This is a genomic window from Caulobacter sp. SL161 (assembly GCF_026672375.1).
Lineage (GTDB): Bacteria > Pseudomonadota > Alphaproteobacteria > Caulobacterales > Caulobacteraceae > Caulobacter.
On sequence record NZ_JAPPRA010000001.1, the window covers coordinates 63019 to 81103 of the forward strand.

The window sequence follows — 18085 nt, forward strand, 5'->3', positions numbered from 1 at the left end:
CGTGTCTTCATCGCCCGAAACGGGCGGCCTGCGCGGCGGTGAAATTTTGTTCGCCGACCGCTGTAACCTCGGCCGCCCCAGGAACGAACTCTCCCACGACCGAGCGGCGCAGGGCCGCCTCGGCGCGAACCCACCAGGAGAGTCTCCCATGACCCGCACCGCCACCACCGCCGCCCTGGCCGCCGCTATCGCTCTTTCGGCCGGCGTCTCCATCGCCGCCGCCGATGAGCACAAGGCCGGCGCCCAGACCGAGAAGTGCTACGGCGTGTCCAAGGCCGGCCAGAACGACTGCAAGGCCGGCGCCGGCACCTCGTGCGCGGGGACCTCGAAGGTCGACTACCAGGGCGACGCCTGGAAGATGGTCAAGAAGGGCACCTGCGTCACGATCAAGACGCCCAAGGGCATGGGCTCGCTGACGCCTAAGGCCTAAGCGCCGAACCATCGTTCCCCGTCGCTTCCGGCCGCCCCCAAAAGAGCGGTCGGGAGCGGCGCGCCTCGAAGATCAGACCATGACCCCTTCCGCCGGCCTTGGCCTCAAATCGCAGCACTATGGCGACGCGATCGCATGCGACGCCGAGGGCCTCTGGTTCGAGGTTCATCCTGAAAACTACATGTCCGCCGGAGGGCCCCGTCTCGCCGCTCTCGAAGCCGTGCGAGCACGGCGTCCCGTCTCGCTACATGGCGTGGGGCTCTCTCTGGCGGCCGACACCGACCCGGATCCCGAGCATCTGCAAGCCCTGAAGCGGCTGGTCGATCGCTTCGACCCGTTCGTCGTTTCCGAACATCTGGCCTGGTCGACCCATCGCGGGGCGCATCATCCAGACCTCCTGCCCTTCCCCCGCACACGCGCCGCCCTCGACCGCATCTGCGGCAATGTCGCCCGGATGCAGGACGCCCTGCAGCGCCGCGTACTCATCGAGAACCCCTCGCTCTACCTTCCGCTCAAGGGGCATGCGCTGGACGAGGTCGACTTTCTCGAGGCCCTGGCGACCCGCACCGGCTGCGGACTGCTCGTGGACGTCAACAACGTCTTCGTCAGCGCCCAAAATCTCGGCTATGCGCCCGAGACCTATCTGGACGCCCTGCCCGCTCACGCCATCGGTGAGATTCATCTGGCCGGGCACGCGCCGGATCCGGGTGGCTCAAACCTCCTGATCGACACCCACGGCGCGCCGGTCGCGGAGGTGGTTTGGACGCTGTATGCGCGCCTGATCGCCCGCATCGGGCCACGCCCCACCCTGATCGAGCGTGACGACGACATTCCCGACTTCTCCGCCCTGATGGCCGAGCGCAACCGCGCCGTCGCCGTGCTGGCGTCCAGCCAGACCGCTCGCGAGCCCGCGCATGTCTGAGTTGCTGGCCTTCCAGGACGCCTTTGTCGCCGCGCTCGCAGGCGAGGACGAGCGCCTTTCGCCTTGGTGCGCAGGGCGCGGTGCGCCTCGGGGTCTCGGCGTTTATCGCAACACGATCGCCAAGGGGTGCGTCGACGCGCTGGCCGAGAACTTCCCGACAGTCCGCGCGCTTGTCGGCGAGGAATGGTTCACCGGCGCCGCGCTGCTGTTCTCCCAGCAATCACCGCCGACGCAAGCGGCGCTGCTCGACTATGGCGCGGACTTCCCGTCCTGGCTGGAGCGCTTTCCGCCGGCCGGCGAGCTGCCCTACCTCGCCGGCGTCGCCCATCTTGATCGCCTGTGGATCGAAGCCCTGTTCGCCGCCGAAGCGCCGCATCTGCAGGCGACGACCCTTTCATCGCTCTCATCGGGCGCCCTGGCGGCGGCGCGTCTTGATCCACACCCCAGCCTGCGGATGGCGGCTTTCGACGCGGGCTTGCCCGGGCTGTGGCTGGCCGCCCGTGCGGGCGATGAGACGCTTGAGCTGAGCGAAGCGCCGCAGACCCTGATGCTGATCCGGCGCGCCGGGAGCGTCACAAGCCGTCTCTTGAGCGAGGCCGAAGCCGCGTTTCTGCGCGCAGTTCGACACGGTGAGCCTCTGGGCGTCGCCGCCGAGCACGCCGCGGAAGCTGATCGTGAAACGCCGATCGCGACCCTTTTCGCCAGCCTGATCGCCGATGGCGTCTTCACCAACCTGGACCTGGAAACGCACCCATGACCTCCTCCGTCTCGCCCTGGCGCGCGCCCTTCATCCTGTTGGCGAAGGCGGCGGAAAAGCTCCTGCCCGAAGACATTCTGGCGCTCGTCGCGCGCTTGGGTGTCGCGGCGATCTTCTTTCAATCCGGCAGAACCAAGGTGGACGGCTTGCTGCACATCACGGACGGGACGTACGCGCTGTTCGAGACGGAGTACGCCTTGCCGTTGATCCCGCCCGATCTGGCCGCTCACGCCGCGACCTATTCCGAGCACCTGTTCTCGATCCTGCTGGTCTTGGGCCTCTTCACCCGGATGTCCGCCCTGGCCCTTCTGGGCATGACCGCCGTGATCCAGATGTTCGTGTATCCCGACGCCTGGCCGACGCACCTGTCTTGGGCGGGCCTGATGCTGGTCCTGATCGCGCGGGGCGGCGGCAGGCTGAGCCTGGACCATGTGACGCGAACGCCCTGAAGAACACCCGCTCTGCGACAATTCGCCCCACACTAGAATGAATAGGCTTTATGCCCGTTAAGAGTGTTTTTGCTCCTTCAGATCACCGTTACCGGAACGTTGTTCACATTCCGTAGGGGTCGACGTGGGCAGGCAAGCAAACACGTTCAAGTTCCAGGAGGCCGGCGTCCTGATCGTGGACGAAAACACCGGGTTCATGGATCTGACAGCGCAGATTCTCCTGGGCTTCGGCTTCAGAAAGCTGGAGCGGCGGGGTCTCAAGGAGGCGGAGACCCGCGCCGGCTTTGACCCCGACCTGATCATCGTGGACCCGTTTCCCGACCTGGACGCGGGCCTTCGCCTGATCGAAGACCATCGGCGGAAGCAAACGGCGGGCTCGCCACCGGCCGTCGTGATCGTGTTGACGGGCCATACGCCGCGCCCCCTCATCGAGAAGGCGCGCCGCGTGGGGGCCGACTACATCGTGGCCAAGCCCTTTTCGGCCAACACGCTGCTGGATCGCATCCTCTGGAGCACGTCATCGGTCTTCGCCAATGTCGCTTCCGGGGAGCTTGGGGACGACGACACTGACGACACCCCCCTCCGGGCGTCGATCCAGAGCGCGACAGCGGCGCTTCTCCAATGACCGCCAGCCGCCTGACACGCTTCGTCGACCTGCCGGGCGGAATCGATATCCGCACTGCGCTCGTCCGCGCCCAGGCGAACGCCGAGGCTTATCGCGGATCGGCTCTGGAATTGATTGATCAGGCGATCGAGGCTCTGATCGTCGCCGGCGAGGACGTCGACGCGGCCACCGCCGCACGCCTCGCCGAGACCATCCGCTCACTGGCGGGCATGTTCGAACTGGCGACGCTGGAGCAGTCCGCCGCCAGTCTGTGTGACATGGTCCGCGCCCTGGTCGAGCGCGGTGCCTGGGACTCCCGAGCGGTGTGGGTCAATATCCGAGCGCTAAAGATCATCCGGCAGCACGGCGACAGCGAGAACCTGCAGGAGGTCCTGGAAGGCCTCCGTCGGTTAGGCGCAAAAGCCGCCGCCGGCCGCCAGACCTGACCGTCCTCGATCAGTGCAGGGTGGGACCGCGGGGAACTGACCGCCGCCAGAGCTGGCTGGTGAGGGCGTTGGCGACGCCCAACCATCCCAGGTCAGGCGCAGTGCCGCCGCCGACCTTGCGCGCTTCGAGCGCATAGGCCGCCGAGGCCGCCATCGACGCGGTGGCGGCGCCGAGTTGGCCGCCGACGCGCTTGGCGCCCAGGCCCAGCCACAGAGCGTTGAAGCCCTGCACCAGGCTCCAGATCGTCAGGGCGCGCGTCCTGGCCGGGCTCGAGGGCGCGTTCCAGGTCCGCAGTCCGGACAAGGTCATGGCGATGAACAGCGGCGGCAGCAGCAGGCTGGTCAACGGCTTCGGCTGATGCGCCACAGGCTCGTGCATTTCCGCGAACTCGACGGCGTACATCTCATCGTCGAGGGCCCGTTCATGGCGGCGACCCATGATCATCGCCGCGAGGATCGCCCCGCCGGCCAGGGCCGCGCCGACCGCCACCTGCGCAACTGGATGGTGACGTTCGCGATGGTCGAGCTCAAACGCCTCGCGGCCGGCCAGGGCGCGTTCCCGCGCGGTTCCGTTGGCGATATGCATGCGACGCTCCTTATGAACTCTAGGGTTCAAACAGCCCAGCTCAGCCTTGGTTCCAGACCATTCTGACAGCTTTACGGCATCATGACCGCATAGGGCTCGCGACGCAAAGGACCGCGCCTACGCCTTGGGCTGGCTCCGGCGATGAAAGTGGGGAAATCTGGCGCATGCCCCTGACGATCCGCCCCGCCCATTTCGAAGAACTGTCGACCATACAGGCCATCGAGCGGCTTTCCGCGCGAAGGTTCGTGGGGTGGATCGACGCGCTTGCCGACGATGATCCATCGCCCCTGGAGCGCCTGGCGGAGCGGTCGGCGTCCGGGGGATTGCTGGTCGCGGATGTGGAGACAGGCGAGGGCCCGAAAGCCGCCGGCTTCGTGATGTTTCGTCCGTTGGAGGACAGCCTCTACATCGAACAGATCGACGTGGCGCCGGCCTTCGAGCGCCGCAGGATCGGCGCGACCCTCATCAATGCTGTGGCCGAGCGCGCCGTCGCCCTCGACCTTTCCAGGCTGACCCTGTCGACCTTCCGAGAGATCCCGTGGAACGCGCCCTACTATCGCAGGCTCGGCTTCGTCGACCTCGGCGATGAGGCCCTAGGTCCCGCCTTGGCGGAGGTTCGACGCGAGCACCTGGCTCGGGGCCTCGACGAAAGCGCCCGCGTCTTCATGATCCGAAAAGTACCTTAGGCGGGCAGCTCGCCCATGGCCGACTGGAGGTAGTTGGCTTCGCCCAGCGACTTCACCAGCGACAGCTGGGTCTCGAGGAAGTCGATATGCTCCTCGGTGTCGCTGAGGATCACGCGCAGGAGTTCGCGGCTGACATAGTCGCGCGCCTGCTCGCACTGGATGATGCCGGGGATCAGCGTCTCGCGCCCCGCCAGCTCGACCTGCAGGTCGCTGTTCAGGCACTCGGGCACGGTCTCGCCGATCTTCAGCTTGTGCAGGTCCTGAAGGTTGGGCAGCCCCTCCAGGAACAGGACGCGGTTGATCAGCATGTCGGCGTGTTTCATTTCGCCGATGGATTCATCATAGGTGATCTTGCCGAGGCGCTTGAAGCCCCAGTTGTCGTACATCCGCGCATGCAGGAAGTACTGGTTGACCGCCGTCAGCTCGTTGGTGAGCACCGCGTTGAGCAGTCGGATGATGCTGGGATCGCCCTGCATGGCGGCCTCCTTCGACGTCGAGGATTCGTACTGGCGGCGACCCTGGGGCAAGCCGAAACAGCGTTCAACCTGAATGTGTGCAAGTGTTTCGCGGTCTCACAGAAATCCGCGAGAACGCGTCTCGGTCGCGAAAATCGTGGCGCGACGGGGGGTTATTCGGCGGCGTAAGCCAGCGCTTCGCGGCTTTCCTGGATCATCTGACGCATCTCGCACACGCACTTGGCGCATTGGGCCTGGCAGCCCTTGTGACGGAAGATGTCCGCCGGCCGCGTAGCGCCAGCGTCGATGGCGGCGCGGACTTCGCGCTCGCGGATGCCGTTACAGTTGCAGACGTACAAGGAAAGAACGCCTTACCCGATTGAGTGTCATTCTCATCTAGCGCACCGCGACCGCTTTTGCAACTAACTCTCACTATGGTTAGCAGCGGCTGGAGGTCGCATGCCGAGGCGAATTGGCCTAAAGCGACCGCATGACGCTCGACTGCCGCCTCTACCTGATCACGCCGCCCGCCCTGACCGACCTCGCCGACTTCGGGCGACAGCTGGCCCGCGCGCTGGACGGCGGCGACGTCGCCGCCCTGCAGATCCGGCTGAAGGACGCCCCGGATTACCTAGTGGCCGCCGCCGTGGACGTGCTGGCCCCGATCGCCCAGGCGCGCGATGTCGCGGTGATCCTGAACGATCGTCCCGATCTCGCGGCCCGCCTTCCCGTCGACGGCGTGCATGTCGGCCAGTCCGACATGTCGTGCAGGGACGCTCGCAAGCTGATGGGCGATCGGATGGTGGGCGTCACCTGCCACGACAGCCGACACCTAGCGATGGAGGCCGCCGAGGCCGGCGCCGACTATGTCGCGTTCGGCGCCTTTTTCCCGACGAGCACCAAGGACGCGCCGACCCGGGCCGAGCCGGACATCCTGACCATCTGGCAGGAGACGATGGAAACGCCCTGTGTGGCCATCGGCGGCATCACCGTCGAGAACGCCTCAGGCCTCGCCACGGCCGGCGCCGACTTCCTGGCGGTTTCGGCCGGTGTCTGGTCGCACGCCCAGGGCCCCGACGCAGCGGTCGCCGCTCTGAACGCCGCGATCGCCGAGGGCCTGGCCGCGCGTAAGTAGTCCCCGATAACAACGGTATCTTGTGACGCGCCGCACATCGTCCTAGCGTCCGCCCCAGCGAACAAAAAAGCAGGGGGAGACGCAGATCATGAAGCGGCTCGTAGTGTGTTTGCTTGGCGTACCGATCCTGGCCCTCGCCACGGCCGCGATCGCGGAGAACTGGAAACTGGCTCCCGGCGAGACCAAGACCTATTACGACGAAGACTTCAGCCGGGTCGATCAATCGACCGGGCTGGTTGTCACCCGTATCGCCGAGGGCAAGGCTAACGGCCCCTATCGCAACTGGCCCGCCTCCAAGGGCCCCATTCTGATCTTCGCGCTCGACTGCGCGGCGGACAAGTGGATGGACCTGGGCATGGACTTCGACGGCACAAAGGGCCTGCCCAAGGGCTGGCGCAAGGAAGCCAAGATCGACGACATCTCCGGCGCCGTGGGCAAGGCCGGCAAGCTGCTTTGCGAGGCCAAGGAGAGCCTTCCCAAGGTCGAGCTACCCTAGCCCAAGGGCCTGCGAATCCAGGTGGGCCAGCTTCTCGGGATTGCGAACGGTGTAGACGGCGACGATCCGTCCAGCATCGATCTCGAGCCCGACAGTCTGGAACACAGCGCCGTCAACAGCCAGCACGAACCCAGGCTGGCCGTTGACGCGCGCCAGCCGGACCACGGTGTCTGAGGGCGGCGGCCACTTGCGCCGAACGCCCAGGATCAAGGCGACCGCCTTGGCCAGCCCCCGCACAGGGTTCAGGTTCGCGCTGGCCAGGCCGCCGCCGTCGGCGTGCATGACAACGTCCTGCGCCAGCAGGTCGCGAAGCGCCGCCTCGTCGCCCGTCATCACCGCCTCGAAAAAGGCGGCCGTCAGTCGACGCTCCTGATCGATGCTCGGCTGATGTCGCGGCCTGTCGCGGCGGACGTGTTCGCGCGCCCGCGAGGCCAGGCGCCGGCAGGCGGTCTCGCTGCGCCCCAGCGTGGCGGCGATCTCGGCGAAGGGCGTATCGAAAACGTCGTGCAGCAGAAACGCCGCGCGCTCCAGAGGCGTAAGACGCTCCAGCGCCAGCAGAAACGCCACGGATAGATCCGCGTCGCGGCCCGCGTCGAAATCAGGATCGACCACCGGCTCAGGCAGCCACTCGCCGACATACACCTCGCGTCGCGCCCGGGCGGACTTCAGGCGATCCAGCGCCAGGCGCGTGACCACCCGGCTGAGGAAGGCCGCAGGCTCCTGGACCTCAGAGACATCGACCCCACACCAGCGCAGCCAGGCGTCCTGAACGACGTCCTCGGCCTCGGCGCGCGATCCCAGCATACGGTACGCAAGGCCGGTCATGGCCCGCCGCCGCGTCTCGAAGATGGTCTCCGCGACCGTCATGTCCGCACCGTCACCAAATCGCCGCCGACCTGCACGCGGGAACAGGCCTTGCCGTGCCCCATCGCGTACTTGACCGTCGGATAGACCCGCGATGCGGCGATGGCGAGCGCGATCGCCGACAGCCCTTGCGACCCCCAGCGCGCGAGCACCGCATCGCGTAGGGCGTCCGCGCGGTCCAGATCCTTGTCCAGCGACGCCCTTGCGAACTGATAGGCGAGCGCGGCGTCCGCGCCCATGCTCGCTATATCTCCCGCCAGCACAGCCCGGAGCACATCGGAAGGCGCCTGGTTTTCCTCGGCGATGCGCACGCCGATCTGCACGCACGGCCCACAATCCTCCGACAGCGTGGCGGCCAGGCCGGCGGCGGCCAAGGCCACCGGCGGCGCCCCCTCGCGATAGCTCGCCAGCGTGCGCACGCTCTGCAAGGCCCAGAACGCCTTGGGGCTGGCCGCCAGAAGATCGTGCATATAGGCGCCGTCATAGTCGTAGCGCGTCTCGAAGCGCCGGAGCATCTTCGCCAGGATCATCCGGATCATTTCTGCGTCCCTTTCGAGGGTTGGAACGCGGCGATGGCGAGCCAGATCGTGGCCGCCGTCGGCAGAAACACGCCCGGGAAATCACGCGCCAGCAGCGGCCAGGGCGCGCCTGCGCCGCAGAAGGGCGTGACCAGATGGATCATCGCGTGAAGCCCCTGGAAGGTCGCGGCGACCACCACCGCGCCAGCATGGCGGCGAAGGTTCCAGGCGCCCAGAGCCGTGGCGACGCCGCAGGCCAGATAGGCCGCGCCGACATCCCTAACGAAATGATCGTTGAACGGGCCGGTTAGAACCACGCCCGGCACGGCCAGATACCAAGGGTAGGGCGCGGCGAGCATCACCACGCCATTTCCCAGGAAAACGACCGTCAACCCTATCGCGAAACTGCGTCTCATCACCGTGCCTCCAGCCGATATGGGATACAGACGACGACGGGGCGATCGATGTGACACGGCGGACGAAGATTTCCTGGGGCGGACCGTTAAGCCTGTTGAATCAACGGCGACTTGCCTTCGCGCCTGTGGACGACTAGGTTCCGCGCCCGTTCTTTCACACCGTCGACCTACCGCTCCGCCGCCGGACTTTCCGGCGGGCGTCGACGGCTTCTTGAGGATAGCCCGCCCGTGCCTACGCCCTCCGCCCTGCTGAACGTGATGATCGAAGCGGCTCGGAAGGCCGCCCGTGGCTTGGCTCGTGACTTCGGCGAAGTCACCGAACTGCAGGTCTCCAAGAAGGGCGCGGCGGACTTTGTCACCAACGCCGACATCAAGGCCGAACAGACCCTGTTCGAGCTGCTGACCAAAGCGCGTCCGGGCTATGGCTTCCTCGGCGAAGAGCGCGGGATGGTCGAAGGCACCGACAAGACCCACACCTGGATCGTCGACCCGCTGGACGGCACCACCAACTTCATGCACGCCATCCCGCACTTTGCAGTGAACATCGCCTTGCAGCGCGAAGGCGAGGGGATCGTCGCCGGCGTCACCTACAACCCGATCACCAACGACCTGTTCTGGGTCGAGAAAGGCAAGGGCGCGTTCCTCGGCGCCGAAAAGCGCCTGCGCGTCGCCGCCCGCCGTCACCTGGACGAGGCGATCCTCGCCACCGGCGTGCCGTTCGCCGGCAAGCCCGGCCACGGTCAGTTCCTGAAGGAGCTGCACCAGGTCAGCCAGAAGGTCGCGGGCGTCCGTCGCTTCGGCGCGGCTTCGCTGGACCTGGCCTGGGTCGCCGCTGGCCGCTTCGACGCCTTCTGGGAACGGAACCTCAATAGCTGGGACGTCGCAGCCGGCGTGCTGATGATCCAGGAGTCGGGCGGCAAGATCACCACGATTGACGAAAACGATCACGACGTCGTGCAGGGCAAGTCGATCCTGGCCAGCAACCAGGACCTCCACCCGCAGATCCTGGAGCGTCTGCGGGCGGCTTAAAAACCTGTCATCCCGGGCGAAGCGCAGCGCGGACCCGGGACCGCGCCAGGCGTACAGGGTCCGACGGTCCCGGCTCGGCGCGCTTCGCGCTTGGCCGGGATGACAGTTTTCAAGGTCTAGCCAAACCGTCACATCCGCGCGCTAAATCGCGGTCCATGACCCTGCTGACCCGTCGCGCCCTGACCACCGCCGCCCTCGCCGGCACGTTCCTGCCCGGCCTCGCCCGCGCTCAGAGCAAGAAGCCGATCGTCATCGGCCACCGCGGCTGCAGCGGCGAGCGGCCCGAACACACCGCCCTGGCCTACGAGCGCGCCATCGAGCAGGGCGCGGATTTCATTGAGCCGGATCTCGTCCCGACCAAGGACGGACACTTGGTCGCCCGCCACGAGAACGAGATCGGCGGGACGACCGACATCGCCAGCCGTCCCGAGTTCGCCGCGCGCAAGGCCACCAAGACGATCGACGGCGAGCAGATCACCGGCTGGTTCACCGAAGACTTCACGCTGGCCGAGCTGAAGACCCTGCGCGCCCGCGAACGCCTGCCGCAGTTGCGCCCGGCCAGCGCCGCCTTTGACGGTCAGGCCCTGATCCCCACCTTCGAAGAAGTGTGGGCGATCGCCCAGGCGGGCTCCAAGCGGACGGGCCGCACGATCGGCGTCTATCCCGAGCTGAAGCACCCGACCTATTTCGCCGCGATCGGCCTGCCGACCGAGGCGCGCCTGGTGACCAAGCTGAAGGCGCTGGGCCTGAACTCGGCCACCGCCCCGGTGTTCGTGCAGTGCTTCGAAATCGCTCCTCTGAAGCGACTGCGCGCCCTGACCTCGGCGCGCCTGGTGTTCCTGGTCGACGCGGAAGGCGGGCCGGCCGACCAGCCCGGCGTCAAGTACGCCGATCTGATCACCGCCCAGGGCCTGAAGGACGTCGCCGTCTATGCCGACGGCCTTGGTCCGAACTGGAAGCTCGTCGTGCCCCACGACGGTCAGGCTCTCGGCGCGCCGACCACCCTGGTCCGCGACGCGCACGCTGCCGGCCTGGCGGTGCACCCCTGGACCGTGCGCTCGGAGAACGCCTTCCTGCCGGCGAGCCTGCGCAAGGGCGACCCCGCCGCCCCCAGCTTCCTGGCCCAGCATGGCGACTCCGAAGCCGTGCTCAAGGCGCTCTATGCGGCAGGCGTCGACGGCGTGTTCAGCGACTTCCCGGCCCTGGCGGTCGCCGCGCGCGGCTGACGTCCGGCGGATCTCTCCGGGCTCTTGCGCAAGCCAGGCGCGCCGGTGCAGCGTGCGCCCGCTTTGAAGTCGCATGCGAGAAACGCCATGAAGATCCGTCACGCCGCTTCTGCGGCCGCGCTTGCGGTCGCGCTTGTCTTTGGCGGGCCCACGCTGGCCTCACCGGGATCGGATCTCTTGGACCGCATCGCCGTCGACTTCGTGCGCATGACGCTGGAGGCCGGCGAGCGCGAGCCCGGCTATGTCGACGCCTATTACGGTCCGCGCGAATGGCAGGATTCCGCCAAGCTGGCGCCGCGTCCGGTGTCGGTGCTGCGCAAGGAGGCCGACCGCCTGCAGATGCTGCTGGCCAAGGTCCCCGACAAGGACCTGACCGCCGACCAGCGCCGCCGCAAGCTGTTTCTGCGCGGCCAACTGAAGGCGGCCCAGACGCGCCTGGCGATGATCGCCGGCGACAAGTTCAGCTTCGAAGACGAGGCTGAGGGCCTGTTCGGCGTGCGCCCGGTCCTGAAGCCCTTGAAGAGCTATGAACCGGTCCTGGCGCGTCTCGAAAAGATCGTCCCGGGAAAGGGTGATCTCGCCGCTCGGGTCGACGCCTTCCAGAACCGGTATGTGATCCCGACCGACAGGGTCGATGCGGTCATGAAGGCCGGCATCGCCGCGTGCAAGGCCAAGACGCAAGAGCACCTGAAGCTGCCGACGGGCGAGCGCTTTGACCTTGAGTTCGTCACCAAGAAGCCCTGGAGCGGCTACAACTGGTACAAGGGCGACGCCAAGAGTCTGATCCAAATCAACACCGACCTGCCGATCTATATCAGCCGCGCCTTGGACCTGGGCTGCCACGAGGGCTATCCCGGCCACCACGTCCTGAACGCTCTGCTCGAGCAGAAGCTGACCAAGGAGAAGGGCTGGGTCGAGTTCAGCGTCTATCCGCTGTATTCGCCGCAGTCATTCATCGCCGAAGGCTCGGCCAATTTCGGCATCGAGCTGGCCTTCCCCGGCCAGAGCAAGACCGCCTTCGAGCGCGACAAACTCTATCCGCTGGCCGGCCTTGATCCGAAGACGGCCGAGGCCTTTGACGCCCTGCAACAGGCCAAGGCCGCGTTATCGAGCAGCGGCAACACGGTCGCGGCCCTCTACCTGTCGGGCAAGATGACCAAGGAGCAGGCCGTCCAGGCGCTGATGAAATACAGCCTCTATTCGCGGGGCGGCGCCGAGAAGCGGGTCTCGTTCATCGAGACCTATCGCTCGTACGTCATCAACTACAACATCGGTCAGGACATGGTCCGCGCGCACGTCCTTCGCGCCGGCAAGACCGACGACGCCCGCTGGAAAGCGATGGAGCGCCTGCTCAGCGAACCGACGACGCCGGCGGATTTGGCGAGATAGGCCTCGCAACAGCAAGAGGCATCGTAATGACGTTCGACGCTCCGGCGCTGATCCTATCGTCCGCGACGGCGGCCATCGGCCTTTTTGCGGCGGCGCAGCTGGGTCTGCGGCGCGACTGGCGGACCGCACCGGCGACAGCGCTGGCGATGTTCCTGCTACTGAGCGGTCTGTCGGGAATCGACCTGCTGTTGGACCGCACCGGGATCTATGCCGCCCATCCGTGGACGACCGGCATTCTGTGGGCGCTGTCGCTGTTCCAGGGACCGTCAATCCTGGCCTATGTGCTGGCCATGACCGGCGAACCGGAGCGCTGGACGCTGGGCCGCGTCTGGCGGATCGCTTGGCCGGCCGGGGTCGCGGCTTTACTGGCGTCGCCGTTCTTCCTGCTGCCGGCCCCGACGCGACTGGCGGTCTACAGTGGCGCCGGGGTGGGGACGGACGTGCTGGCCGGCGTGCTCCAACTCGTCTTCGTCGCGCTGTTCCTGGGGGTCACCCTGGGTTACCTGGCCGCCGCCCTGATGGTGCTCAGCCAGCACGTGCGGCGCGTGCGGGACCTTTTCTCGAACCTGGAGAATCGGACGCTGAGCTGGCTGCGAGCGCTGGTGCTGCTGATGCTGACAGCTTGGGCCTGGGGCGCGGTCAAGTCCGTGCTGGCGATCGGAGCGAATGCTTCCTGGCTGGACGTCGCCGCCGCCGCCGTCGAACTGGGCTGGACCGCCGCCATCGGCCTCTTCGGCCTGTCGCAGAAGCCGATCTATAGCCAGGAAACTGAGACACCCAACGTCCTGCCACCGGCCGAGAAGTACGCCCGCTCGGCGCTACCCGAGGCCCGCCAGGTCGAGATCGCGACCAGGCTGGAGCAGGCCATGCGCGCCGAGCATCTGTATCGCGATCCGCTGCTATCGCTGAGCGCCCTGGCCGGCCGCGTGGCGATCACGCCCAACCACCTGTCCCAGACTCTGAACGATCACCTGGGCCAGAGCTTCTTCGACTACGTCAATCGCTGGCGGGTCGAAGAAGCGGTGGGGCGGATCAAGGCCTCGGACGAACCGATCCTGGCCATCGCCTACGACGTGGGCTTCAACTCGCGCTCCACCTTCAACGCCGCCGTCAAGAAGCACGCCGGACAGCCGCCCAGCGCCTTCCGGCCCTGATCGCGCGACGTCCGAACCGTCAGGCTCGGAAGCGCTGAGGCTTCGAGCCTACCCGTCCGGACGACGGCGAGCGGCCGCCCCTTCATGACCGTGACTGTCCTGCTCATTGCACGAGAACAGTCATGATCCGCTATTTCGCTATCGCCGCCTGCGCCCTGGTCCTCACGCCCTTCGCGGCGCGGGCTCAGGAGGCCGAACAGCCGCCCGAACGCCTCTTCCTGCTGGGGGCCGGCGTCTATGCAACCACCAACCCCTACGCCTCCGCCAAGAAGAAGACCCAGACCGGCGCGCTGCCGCTGTTCGTCTATCAGACGCAGCGGTTTACCGCCGACCTGTCGGGCTTGGCGGTCACCGCTTGGAGTAGCGATCATTTCAAGCTGGAAGGTCGGGTCGCGCCGCGCTTCCAACTGGTCGATCCCAAGGACACGCGAGACTTTTCCTTCCTACAACGCGACGCTGGCGTTGATCTGGGCGGGCGGCTCAGCGCCGCCGCGGGCCCCGCCACGCTGAGTTTGGAATATCTGCGCGATGTCACTGACCAGGCCAAGGGTCAGGAGGTCAACCTGGATCTCGCCTTGTCGGCCAGCCCGCTGGAAAAGCTATCGGTCGATGTCGTCGCCGGCGTTTCTTGGAAGGACGAGAAGCTCGCCACCTGGCTCTACGGCCTGCGCGAGACGGAAGTCGGCAAGCTACGCGCCTTCGAGTACGGCCGCACAGCCAGGGCCGCGTCGGGTGGTGTGTTGGTCCCCTCGCTGGGCGTCCAGGCCCGCTACCAAGTCACCGACCGCCTCTTCGTGATCGCCGCCGCCGAGGTCGAACTGTTCGACAACGACATCACCGATAGCCCGCTGATAGCCAAGGACCATGCCAGCAGCGGCTTTGTCTCTGTGGTCCGTCGGTTCTAGGGCCAACGCCATGCGATCGCCCTTCGTACCGATGTACTTTCCCGCCCGCTTCGCCGGGCCTGCGACCCTCGCGTGGGACAGCTTCAAAATTCTTCTGATCTGGGCTGCGGCGACGGGGCCGATGGCCATCCTCGCATGGGGCGTCGCACCGCAACTGATCAGACCCGACGACCCAATGCCTGGCTTGGTCTTCTGGCGATGGGTTGTCGCCGGAATGGTCTGGCAGCTGGTCCTGTCGCTGCTCATCCTAAAGCTGGAGGGCGTCCCATTCCGCCCTTACGCCTTGGCTCGGCGGCTTTGGCTGACAAGCCCGATCTGGCGACCGAGCGGAAAGCCGATGGTGCTGGCCTTCCTGTTGGTCCCAGCCTTCGTCGCGCTGGGCTTCGTCGGCGATGATCTGGTGACGCGCCTCTTCCAGGCCACGCCGATCGGGCTGCATCTGCTGGAGATGGCCCCAGCCTACGCCGACATAAGGACCCTTGATGTTCCGGCCGCGAGCGGTCGTTGGGATATCTTGGGTTTGGCGCTCGTCTCAAGCCTCTTCAACTACCTGCTCGGCGAGGCGCTGCTCTTCCACGGGGTGCTGCTGCCGCGCATGGAGAAGGCTTGGGGGCGATGGGCCTGGCTCGGCAACGGCCTCCTCTTCGCCGCCTACCACGCCCACAAGTTCTGGCTGATGCCGGGCCTTGTCATCAGTTGCCTGTGTTACAGCCTTCCCGCCCAGGCTTTCCGGAGCAACTGGCTAGCCGTGCTCATCCACGGACTCGAGGGTGTTATCTTGATCGTCGCGGTCACGGCGGTGATCCTTCAACCGTGACCCTTAAGCCGCCTCGACCCCGAACTGCAGGCGGGCCAGGCGGGCGTACAGGCCGCCCTTGGCGAAGAGTTCGGCGTGCGCGCCCTGCTCGACGACGCGGCCCTCTTCCATGACCACGATGCGGTCGGCCTTGAGCACGGTGGCCAGGCGGTGGGCGATGACCAGGGTCGTGCGGCCCTCCATGGCCGTGGCCAGGGCCTGCTGAACCAGTTGTTCGCTCTCGGCGTCGAGGGCGCTGGTGGCCTCGTCCAGCAAGAGGATCGGGGCCTCGCGCACCAGGGCGCGGGCGATGGCCAGGCGCTGGCGCTGGCCGCCCGACAAGGTCTTGGCGCGCTCGCCCACGGGCGTGTCGAAACCCTCGGGCAGGGCCGACAGGAAGCCGGTGGCCTGGGCCGCATCGGCGGCGGCGCGGACCTGCTCGTCTGTCGCGTCGGGGCGGCCAAAGCGGATGTTGTCCATCGCCGACCCCGAGAACAGCGGCGAGTCTTGAGCCACCAGGGCCATGCGGGCGCGGACCTCGGCGGGTTCGGCGTCGCGCAGGTTCACGCCGTCCAGAAGGATGCAACCGCTCTGGGGGTCATAGAAGCGCAGGAGAAGCCGCAGGACGGTGCTCTTGCCCGCGCCTGAGGGACCGACCAGGGCCACGGTCTCACCGGGCTTCACCCGAAGATCAAAGCCGTTCAGAGCAGGTAGATCGGGCCGCCCAGGATAGGCGAAGACGACGTTCTCGAAGGCGATCTCGCCCTGGCCCGGAACCGGCAGGGTCTGGGGCTTCGGCGGCGCGGCGATGTCGGGCTTGGCGTTGAGCAGCTCGGAGATGCGGTCCATGGCGCCTGAGGCCTTCTGGACGTCGCCCCAGACCTCGCCCAAGGCGCCGATCGAACCGGCGGCCATCACCGCCAGCATGGCGAACTGGGCCAGGGTGCCGCCGGTCATCTCGCCGGCCAGCACCAGACGCGCGCCGGTCCAAAGCAGAAGCGTGATCCCGCCGAAGGCCAGGGTGATGACCATGGCGGTCATGGTGGCGCGCGTCGTGATCCGGCGGACCGAAGCCTTGTAGGCCGCCTCCACCGCCGCGCCGAACCGCCCCGACGAGGCCGACTCGCGCCCGAAGGCCTGCACGGTCTCCAGCGCATCCAGGCTCTCGCCGGCATAACCCACGGCGTCGGCGAACCTGTCCTGGGCGGTGACGGTCAGCTTGCGCACGCGGCGGCCGACCAGGAACATCGGCGCCAGGATCACCGGCACCATCAGCACGATGAAGCCCGCCAGCTTGGGCGAGACCACCGCCATGGCGGTCAGGCCGCCGATCAGGTTGAGGATGTTGCGCAGAGCGATCGAGATCGACGCCCCGACCAGCTGCTCAACCAGCGCCACGTCCGTCGTCAGCCGCGACAGAACCTCGCCCGTCCGCGTCTTCAGGAAATAGGGCTGATCCAGGCTCAGCGTGTGGCCATAGAGCTTGCGCCGAAGGTCGGCGACCACGCGCTCGCCCAGCCGGGTGATGAAGAAAAACCGCAGCGCCGTGGCCAAGGCCAGCACCAGGGCGACCGCGCCCAGGCCGACAAAGGCGCTGTTGATCGCCGCGTCCTGCCCCTTGGAAAAGCCGTGGTCGATCACGTTCTTGAACGCGTAGGTCAGGCCCAGGGTCGCGGCCGTCGAGAACAGCAGGAAGAAGCCGGCCGCCAGGCCGTCGCCCTTGTGGGCGATGACGAACGGCAGCAGGTGGGCCAGGGGACGGATGTCCTTGCGACGCGGCCGACGGGCCCCGGCCTCGGTCATGCCCTGGACCAGTTCGGCTCCCGCGCCGGGGCGACCTTCGACCTTCTGGTCGCCGCTGTTCGCGTCAGTCATCAACAGTCCCTTGCCAAAATCGCGCGGGTTCTTTATAGCCGCGCGTCTTCGAGGGCCACCCCGCGCGTGCGCGAGATGGCGCTTACCCCATTCTCACTCGCCGGCTTAGTCGGTCTGGATCGCCGCCATGAAACAAGACATTCACCCCGACTATCACTTCATCACCGTCACCCTGACCGACGGTTCGAGCTACAAGACCCGCTCGACCTACGGCAAGGAAGGCGCGAATCTGGCGCTCGACATCGACCCGCGCACGCACCCGGCGTGGACCGGCGGCAACGCCCAGCTGATGGACCGTGGCGGTCGCGTCTCGCGCTTCAACGCCAAGTTCGCCGGTTTCACCGGCAAGAAGGCCTAAACACCCTTCTCGCCGTAAGGGCGACGAGAGGCCGGCTCCGCGTTCGCGGGCCGGCCTTTTTCGTGTCTGAAGGTCAGTCGGGCGACGGCCTCAGCCCTCCTCCGGATCGTAGAGATCATCCCCCCGGTCGCGCATCAGATCGGTCGCCACGAAATCCATCGCATCCTCGGCGTCGACGAAGCTGAGCTCCGACACCGTCTGATTGCGGATCGAGATTCCAGCCTTGTGCGTGCTCTCCGGATCGCCGGTCACCAGCGGGTGCCACAGCGGCAGGTCCTTGCCCTCATGCAGGCGCCGGTAGGCGCAAGAGGGGGGCATCCACTCCAGGTCCTCGATATTGTACGGCGTCAGCTTGATGCAGTCGGGCACCGTCTTCTTGCGGTTCGGATAGTCCTTGCAGCGGCAAAGACGCTCGTCGAACAGCTGGCAGTGCACCCGCGTGGGGATGATTTCGCCGGTGTCTTCGTCTTCGAAGCGAACTAGGCAGCAAAGACCGCAGCCGTCGCATAGGCTCTCCCACTCGGGGACGGTCATTTCGGCGAGCGTCTTCGTCTGCCAGAAAGGTTTGCGTGGCGTCATGACGCCGTCC

General features: G+C 66.9%; 24 protein-coding genes. 16 read left to right on the plus strand and 8 right to left on the minus strand.

The annotated features are described in order from the left end of the window. The first annotated feature begins 148 nt into the window (after positions 1-148). The 6 genes from OVA11_RS00315 to OVA11_RS00340 all read left to right on the plus strand — a co-directional run bounded on the left by OVA11_RS00315 (position 149) and on the right by OVA11_RS00340 (position 3608). Positions 149-430, plus strand: a complete 282-nt coding sequence (locus OVA11_RS00315) for a BufA1 family periplasmic bufferin-type metallophore (RefSeq protein ID WP_268065522.1) — start codon at positions 149-151, stop codon at positions 428-430. 79 nt (positions 431-509) lie between these two features. Then, positions 510-1352, plus strand: coding sequence for an MNIO family bufferin maturase (bufB, locus tag OVA11_RS00320; protein WP_268065523.1), 843 nt, complete (start codon positions 510-512; stop codon positions 1350-1352). Further along, positions 1345-2109 (plus strand): HvfC/BufC N-terminal domain-containing protein, encoded by a 765-nt coding sequence (locus tag OVA11_RS00325; protein ID WP_268065524.1) that lies wholly within the window; start codon positions 1345-1347, stop codon positions 2107-2109. The genes bufB and OVA11_RS00325 overlap by 8 nt, the downstream gene beginning before the upstream one ends. Next, on the plus strand, positions 2106-2558 hold the full coding sequence (locus OVA11_RS00330; protein WP_268065525.1) for a DoxX family protein: 453 nt from the start codon (positions 2106-2108) through the stop codon (positions 2556-2558). The genes OVA11_RS00325 and OVA11_RS00330 overlap by 4 nt, the downstream gene beginning before the upstream one ends. 124 nt (positions 2559-2682) lie before the next feature. Next, complete coding sequence (locus tag OVA11_RS00335) at positions 2683-3183, plus strand: response regulator (protein ID WP_268065526.1); 501 nt, start codon at positions 2683-2685, stop codon at positions 3181-3183. Then, complete coding sequence (locus OVA11_RS00340; protein ID WP_268065527.1) at positions 3180-3608, plus strand: chemotaxis protein CheE; 429 nt, start codon at positions 3180-3182, stop codon at positions 3606-3608. The genes OVA11_RS00335 and OVA11_RS00340 overlap by 4 nt, the downstream gene beginning before the upstream one ends. Positions 3609-3618: 10 nt before the next feature. Here OVA11_RS00340 and OVA11_RS00345 read toward each other — a convergent pair whose 3' ends face one another. Next, positions 3619-4194: a tryptophan-rich sensory protein gene (locus OVA11_RS00345; RefSeq protein ID WP_268065528.1), complete on the minus strand. Its 576-nt coding sequence runs from the start codon at positions 4192-4194 to the stop codon at positions 3619-3621. 164 nt (positions 4195-4358) lie between these two features. On the opposite strand from OVA11_RS00345, the gene OVA11_RS00350 reads away from it, so the two are divergent. Continuing rightward, positions 4359-4880, plus strand: coding sequence for a GNAT family N-acetyltransferase (locus OVA11_RS00350; RefSeq protein ID WP_268065529.1), 522 nt, complete (start codon positions 4359-4361; stop codon positions 4878-4880). Here OVA11_RS00350 and bfr read toward each other — a convergent pair. Together bfr and OVA11_RS00360 are read right to left on the minus strand one after the other, a co-directional pair. After that, the gene (gene bfr / locus OVA11_RS00355; protein ID WP_268065530.1) at positions 4877-5356 is read right to left on the minus strand and encodes a bacterioferritin; all 480 of its coding nucleotides are present in this window, start codon (positions 5354-5356) and stop codon (positions 4877-4879) included. The genes OVA11_RS00350 and bfr overlap by 4 nt on opposite strands. Before the next feature lie 152 nt (positions 5357-5508). Continuing rightward, positions 5509-5694: a (2Fe-2S)-binding protein gene (locus OVA11_RS00360; protein ID WP_010921096.1), complete on the minus strand. Its 186-nt coding sequence runs from the start codon at positions 5692-5694 to the stop codon at positions 5509-5511. A 131-nt stretch (positions 5695-5825) separates the two neighbouring features. Between OVA11_RS00360 and thiE the strand changes: the two genes are divergently transcribed. Together thiE and OVA11_RS00370 are read left to right on the plus strand one after the other, a co-directional pair. Continuing rightward, on the plus strand, positions 5826-6470 hold the full coding sequence (gene thiE, locus OVA11_RS00365; RefSeq protein ID WP_268065531.1) for a thiamine phosphate synthase: 645 nt from the start codon (positions 5826-5828) through the stop codon (positions 6468-6470). Between the two features lie 88 nt (positions 6471-6558). Then, positions 6559-6966: a hypothetical protein gene (locus OVA11_RS00370; RefSeq protein WP_268065532.1), complete on the plus strand. Its 408-nt coding sequence runs from the start codon at positions 6559-6561 to the stop codon at positions 6964-6966. On the opposite strand, the gene OVA11_RS00375 is transcribed toward OVA11_RS00370, so the two are convergent. The 3 genes from OVA11_RS00375 to OVA11_RS00385 are packed head-to-tail and all read right to left on the minus strand — an operon-like array spanning position 6958 to position 8821. Then, on the minus strand, positions 6958-7833 hold the full coding sequence (locus OVA11_RS00375; RefSeq protein WP_268065533.1) for a sigma-70 family RNA polymerase sigma factor: 876 nt from the start codon (positions 7831-7833) through the stop codon (positions 6958-6960). The genes OVA11_RS00370 and OVA11_RS00375 overlap by 9 nt on opposite strands. Then, a complete protein-coding gene (locus OVA11_RS00380) occupies positions 7830-8369 on the minus strand; it encodes a hypothetical protein (RefSeq protein WP_268065534.1) in 540 nt (179 codons plus the stop codon). The genes OVA11_RS00375 and OVA11_RS00380 overlap by 4 nt, the downstream gene beginning before the upstream one ends. Beyond that, entirely contained in the window at positions 8366-8821 is a 456-nt protein-coding gene (locus OVA11_RS00385) for a hypothetical protein (RefSeq protein ID WP_268065535.1), read from the minus strand. Before OVA11_RS00385 ends, OVA11_RS00380 begins: the two co-directional genes overlap by 4 nt. Before the next feature lie 171 nt (positions 8822-8992). Between OVA11_RS00385 and OVA11_RS00390 the strand changes: the two genes are divergently transcribed. From OVA11_RS00390 to OVA11_RS00415, 6 genes are all read left to right on the plus strand, one after another. Next, positions 8993-9793 carry an inositol monophosphatase family protein gene (locus OVA11_RS00390; RefSeq protein WP_164468229.1) on the plus strand — a complete coding sequence of 267 codons (801 nt, stop codon included), beginning with the start codon at positions 8993-8995 and terminating at the stop codon, positions 9791-9793. Between the two features lie 155 nt (positions 9794-9948). After that, complete coding sequence (locus OVA11_RS00395; protein ID WP_268065536.1) at positions 9949-11019, plus strand: glycerophosphodiester phosphodiesterase; 1071 nt, start codon at positions 9949-9951, stop codon at positions 11017-11019. 87 nt (positions 11020-11106) lie between these two features. Continuing rightward, positions 11107-12408 carry a hypothetical protein gene (locus tag OVA11_RS00400; RefSeq protein ID WP_268065537.1) on the plus strand — a complete coding sequence of 434 codons (1302 nt, stop codon included), beginning with the start codon at positions 11107-11109 and terminating at the stop codon, positions 12406-12408. Between the two features lie 26 nt (positions 12409-12434). After that, the gene (locus OVA11_RS00405) at positions 12435-13562 is read left to right on the plus strand and encodes a helix-turn-helix transcriptional regulator (protein WP_268065538.1); all 1128 of its coding nucleotides are present in this window, start codon (positions 12435-12437) and stop codon (positions 13560-13562) included. A 122-nt stretch (positions 13563-13684) separates the two neighbouring features. Continuing rightward, on the plus strand, positions 13685-14467 hold the full coding sequence (locus OVA11_RS00410; protein ID WP_268065539.1) for a MipA/OmpV family protein: 783 nt from the start codon (positions 13685-13687) through the stop codon (positions 14465-14467). Positions 14468-14498: 31 nt separating this feature from the next. Next, positions 14499-15284: a CPBP family intramembrane glutamic endopeptidase gene (locus OVA11_RS00415; RefSeq protein WP_268065540.1), complete on the plus strand. Its 786-nt coding sequence runs from the start codon at positions 14499-14501 to the stop codon at positions 15282-15284. Positions 15285-15287: 3 nt separating this feature from the next. On the opposite strand, the gene OVA11_RS00420 is transcribed toward OVA11_RS00415, so the two are convergent. Continuing rightward, positions 15288-17141: an ABC transporter ATP-binding protein/permease gene (locus tag OVA11_RS00420; protein WP_268065541.1), complete on the minus strand. Its 1854-nt coding sequence runs from the start codon at positions 17139-17141 to the stop codon at positions 15288-15290. 124 nt (positions 17142-17265) lie between these two features. On the opposite strand from OVA11_RS00420, the gene rpmE reads away from it, so the two are divergent. Beyond that, complete coding sequence (rpmE, locus tag OVA11_RS00425; protein ID WP_004616338.1) at positions 17266-17496, plus strand: 50S ribosomal protein L31; 231 nt, start codon at positions 17266-17268, stop codon at positions 17494-17496. 90 nt (positions 17497-17586) lie between these two features. Here rpmE and OVA11_RS00430 read toward each other — a convergent pair whose 3' ends face one another. Continuing rightward, the gene (locus tag OVA11_RS00430; protein ID WP_268065542.1) at positions 17587-18075 is read right to left on the minus strand and encodes a YcgN family cysteine cluster protein; all 489 of its coding nucleotides are present in this window, start codon (positions 18073-18075) and stop codon (positions 17587-17589) included. Positions 18076-18085 lie beyond the last annotated feature (10 nt).

Excerpts from the sequence above, each read along its gene's own strand:
- OVA11_RS00315 (WP_268065522.1), top strand. The coding sequence starts at position 149 with ATGACCCGCACCGCCACCACCGCCGCCCTGGCCGCCGCTATCGCTCTT.
- bufB (WP_268065523.1), top strand. The coding sequence starts at position 510 with ATGACCCCTTCCGCCGGCCTTGGCCTCAAATCGCAGCACTATGGCGAC.
- OVA11_RS00325 (WP_268065524.1), top strand. The coding sequence starts at position 1,345 with ATGTCTGAGTTGCTGGCCTTCCAGGACGCCTTTGTCGCCGCGCTCGCA.
- OVA11_RS00330 (WP_268065525.1), top strand. The coding sequence starts at position 2,106 with ATGACCTCCTCCGTCTCGCCCTGGCGCGCGCCCTTCATCCTGTTGGCG.
- OVA11_RS00340 (WP_268065527.1), top strand. The coding sequence starts at position 3,180 with ATGACCGCCAGCCGCCTGACACGCTTCGTCGACCTGCCGGGCGGAATC.
- OVA11_RS00345 (WP_268065528.1), bottom strand. The coding sequence starts at position 4,194 with ATGCATATCGCCAACGGAACCGCGCGGGAACGCGCCCTGGCCGGCCGC.
- OVA11_RS00350 (WP_268065529.1), top strand. The coding sequence starts at position 4,359 with ATGCCCCTGACGATCCGCCCCGCCCATTTCGAAGAACTGTCGACCATA.
- bfr (WP_268065530.1), bottom strand. The coding sequence starts at position 5,356 with ATGCAGGGCGATCCCAGCATCATCCGACTGCTCAACGCGGTGCTCACC.
- thiE (WP_268065531.1), top strand. The coding sequence starts at position 5,826 with ATGACGCTCGACTGCCGCCTCTACCTGATCACGCCGCCCGCCCTGACC.
- OVA11_RS00370 (WP_268065532.1), top strand. The coding sequence starts at position 6,559 with ATGAAGCGGCTCGTAGTGTGTTTGCTTGGCGTACCGATCCTGGCCCTC.
- OVA11_RS00375 (WP_268065533.1), bottom strand. The coding sequence starts at position 7,833 with ATGACGGTCGCGGAGACCATCTTCGAGACGCGGCGGCGGGCCATGACC.
- OVA11_RS00380 (WP_268065534.1), bottom strand. The coding sequence starts at position 8,369 with ATGATCCGGATGATCCTGGCGAAGATGCTCCGGCGCTTCGAGACGCGC.
- OVA11_RS00395 (WP_268065536.1), top strand. The coding sequence starts at position 9,949 with ATGACCCTGCTGACCCGTCGCGCCCTGACCACCGCCGCCCTCGCCGGC.
- OVA11_RS00400 (WP_268065537.1), top strand. The coding sequence starts at position 11,107 with ATGAAGATCCGTCACGCCGCTTCTGCGGCCGCGCTTGCGGTCGCGCTT.
- OVA11_RS00405 (WP_268065538.1), top strand. The coding sequence starts at position 12,435 with ATGACGTTCGACGCTCCGGCGCTGATCCTATCGTCCGCGACGGCGGCC.
- OVA11_RS00410 (WP_268065539.1), top strand. The coding sequence starts at position 13,685 with ATGATCCGCTATTTCGCTATCGCCGCCTGCGCCCTGGTCCTCACGCCC.
- OVA11_RS00415 (WP_268065540.1), top strand. The coding sequence starts at position 14,499 with ATGTACTTTCCCGCCCGCTTCGCCGGGCCTGCGACCCTCGCGTGGGAC.
- rpmE (WP_004616338.1), top strand. The coding sequence starts at position 17,266 with ATGAAACAAGACATTCACCCCGACTATCACTTCATCACCGTCACCCTG.
- OVA11_RS00430 (WP_268065542.1), bottom strand. The coding sequence starts at position 18,075 with ATGACGCCACGCAAACCTTTCTGGCAGACGAAGACGCTCGCCGAAATG.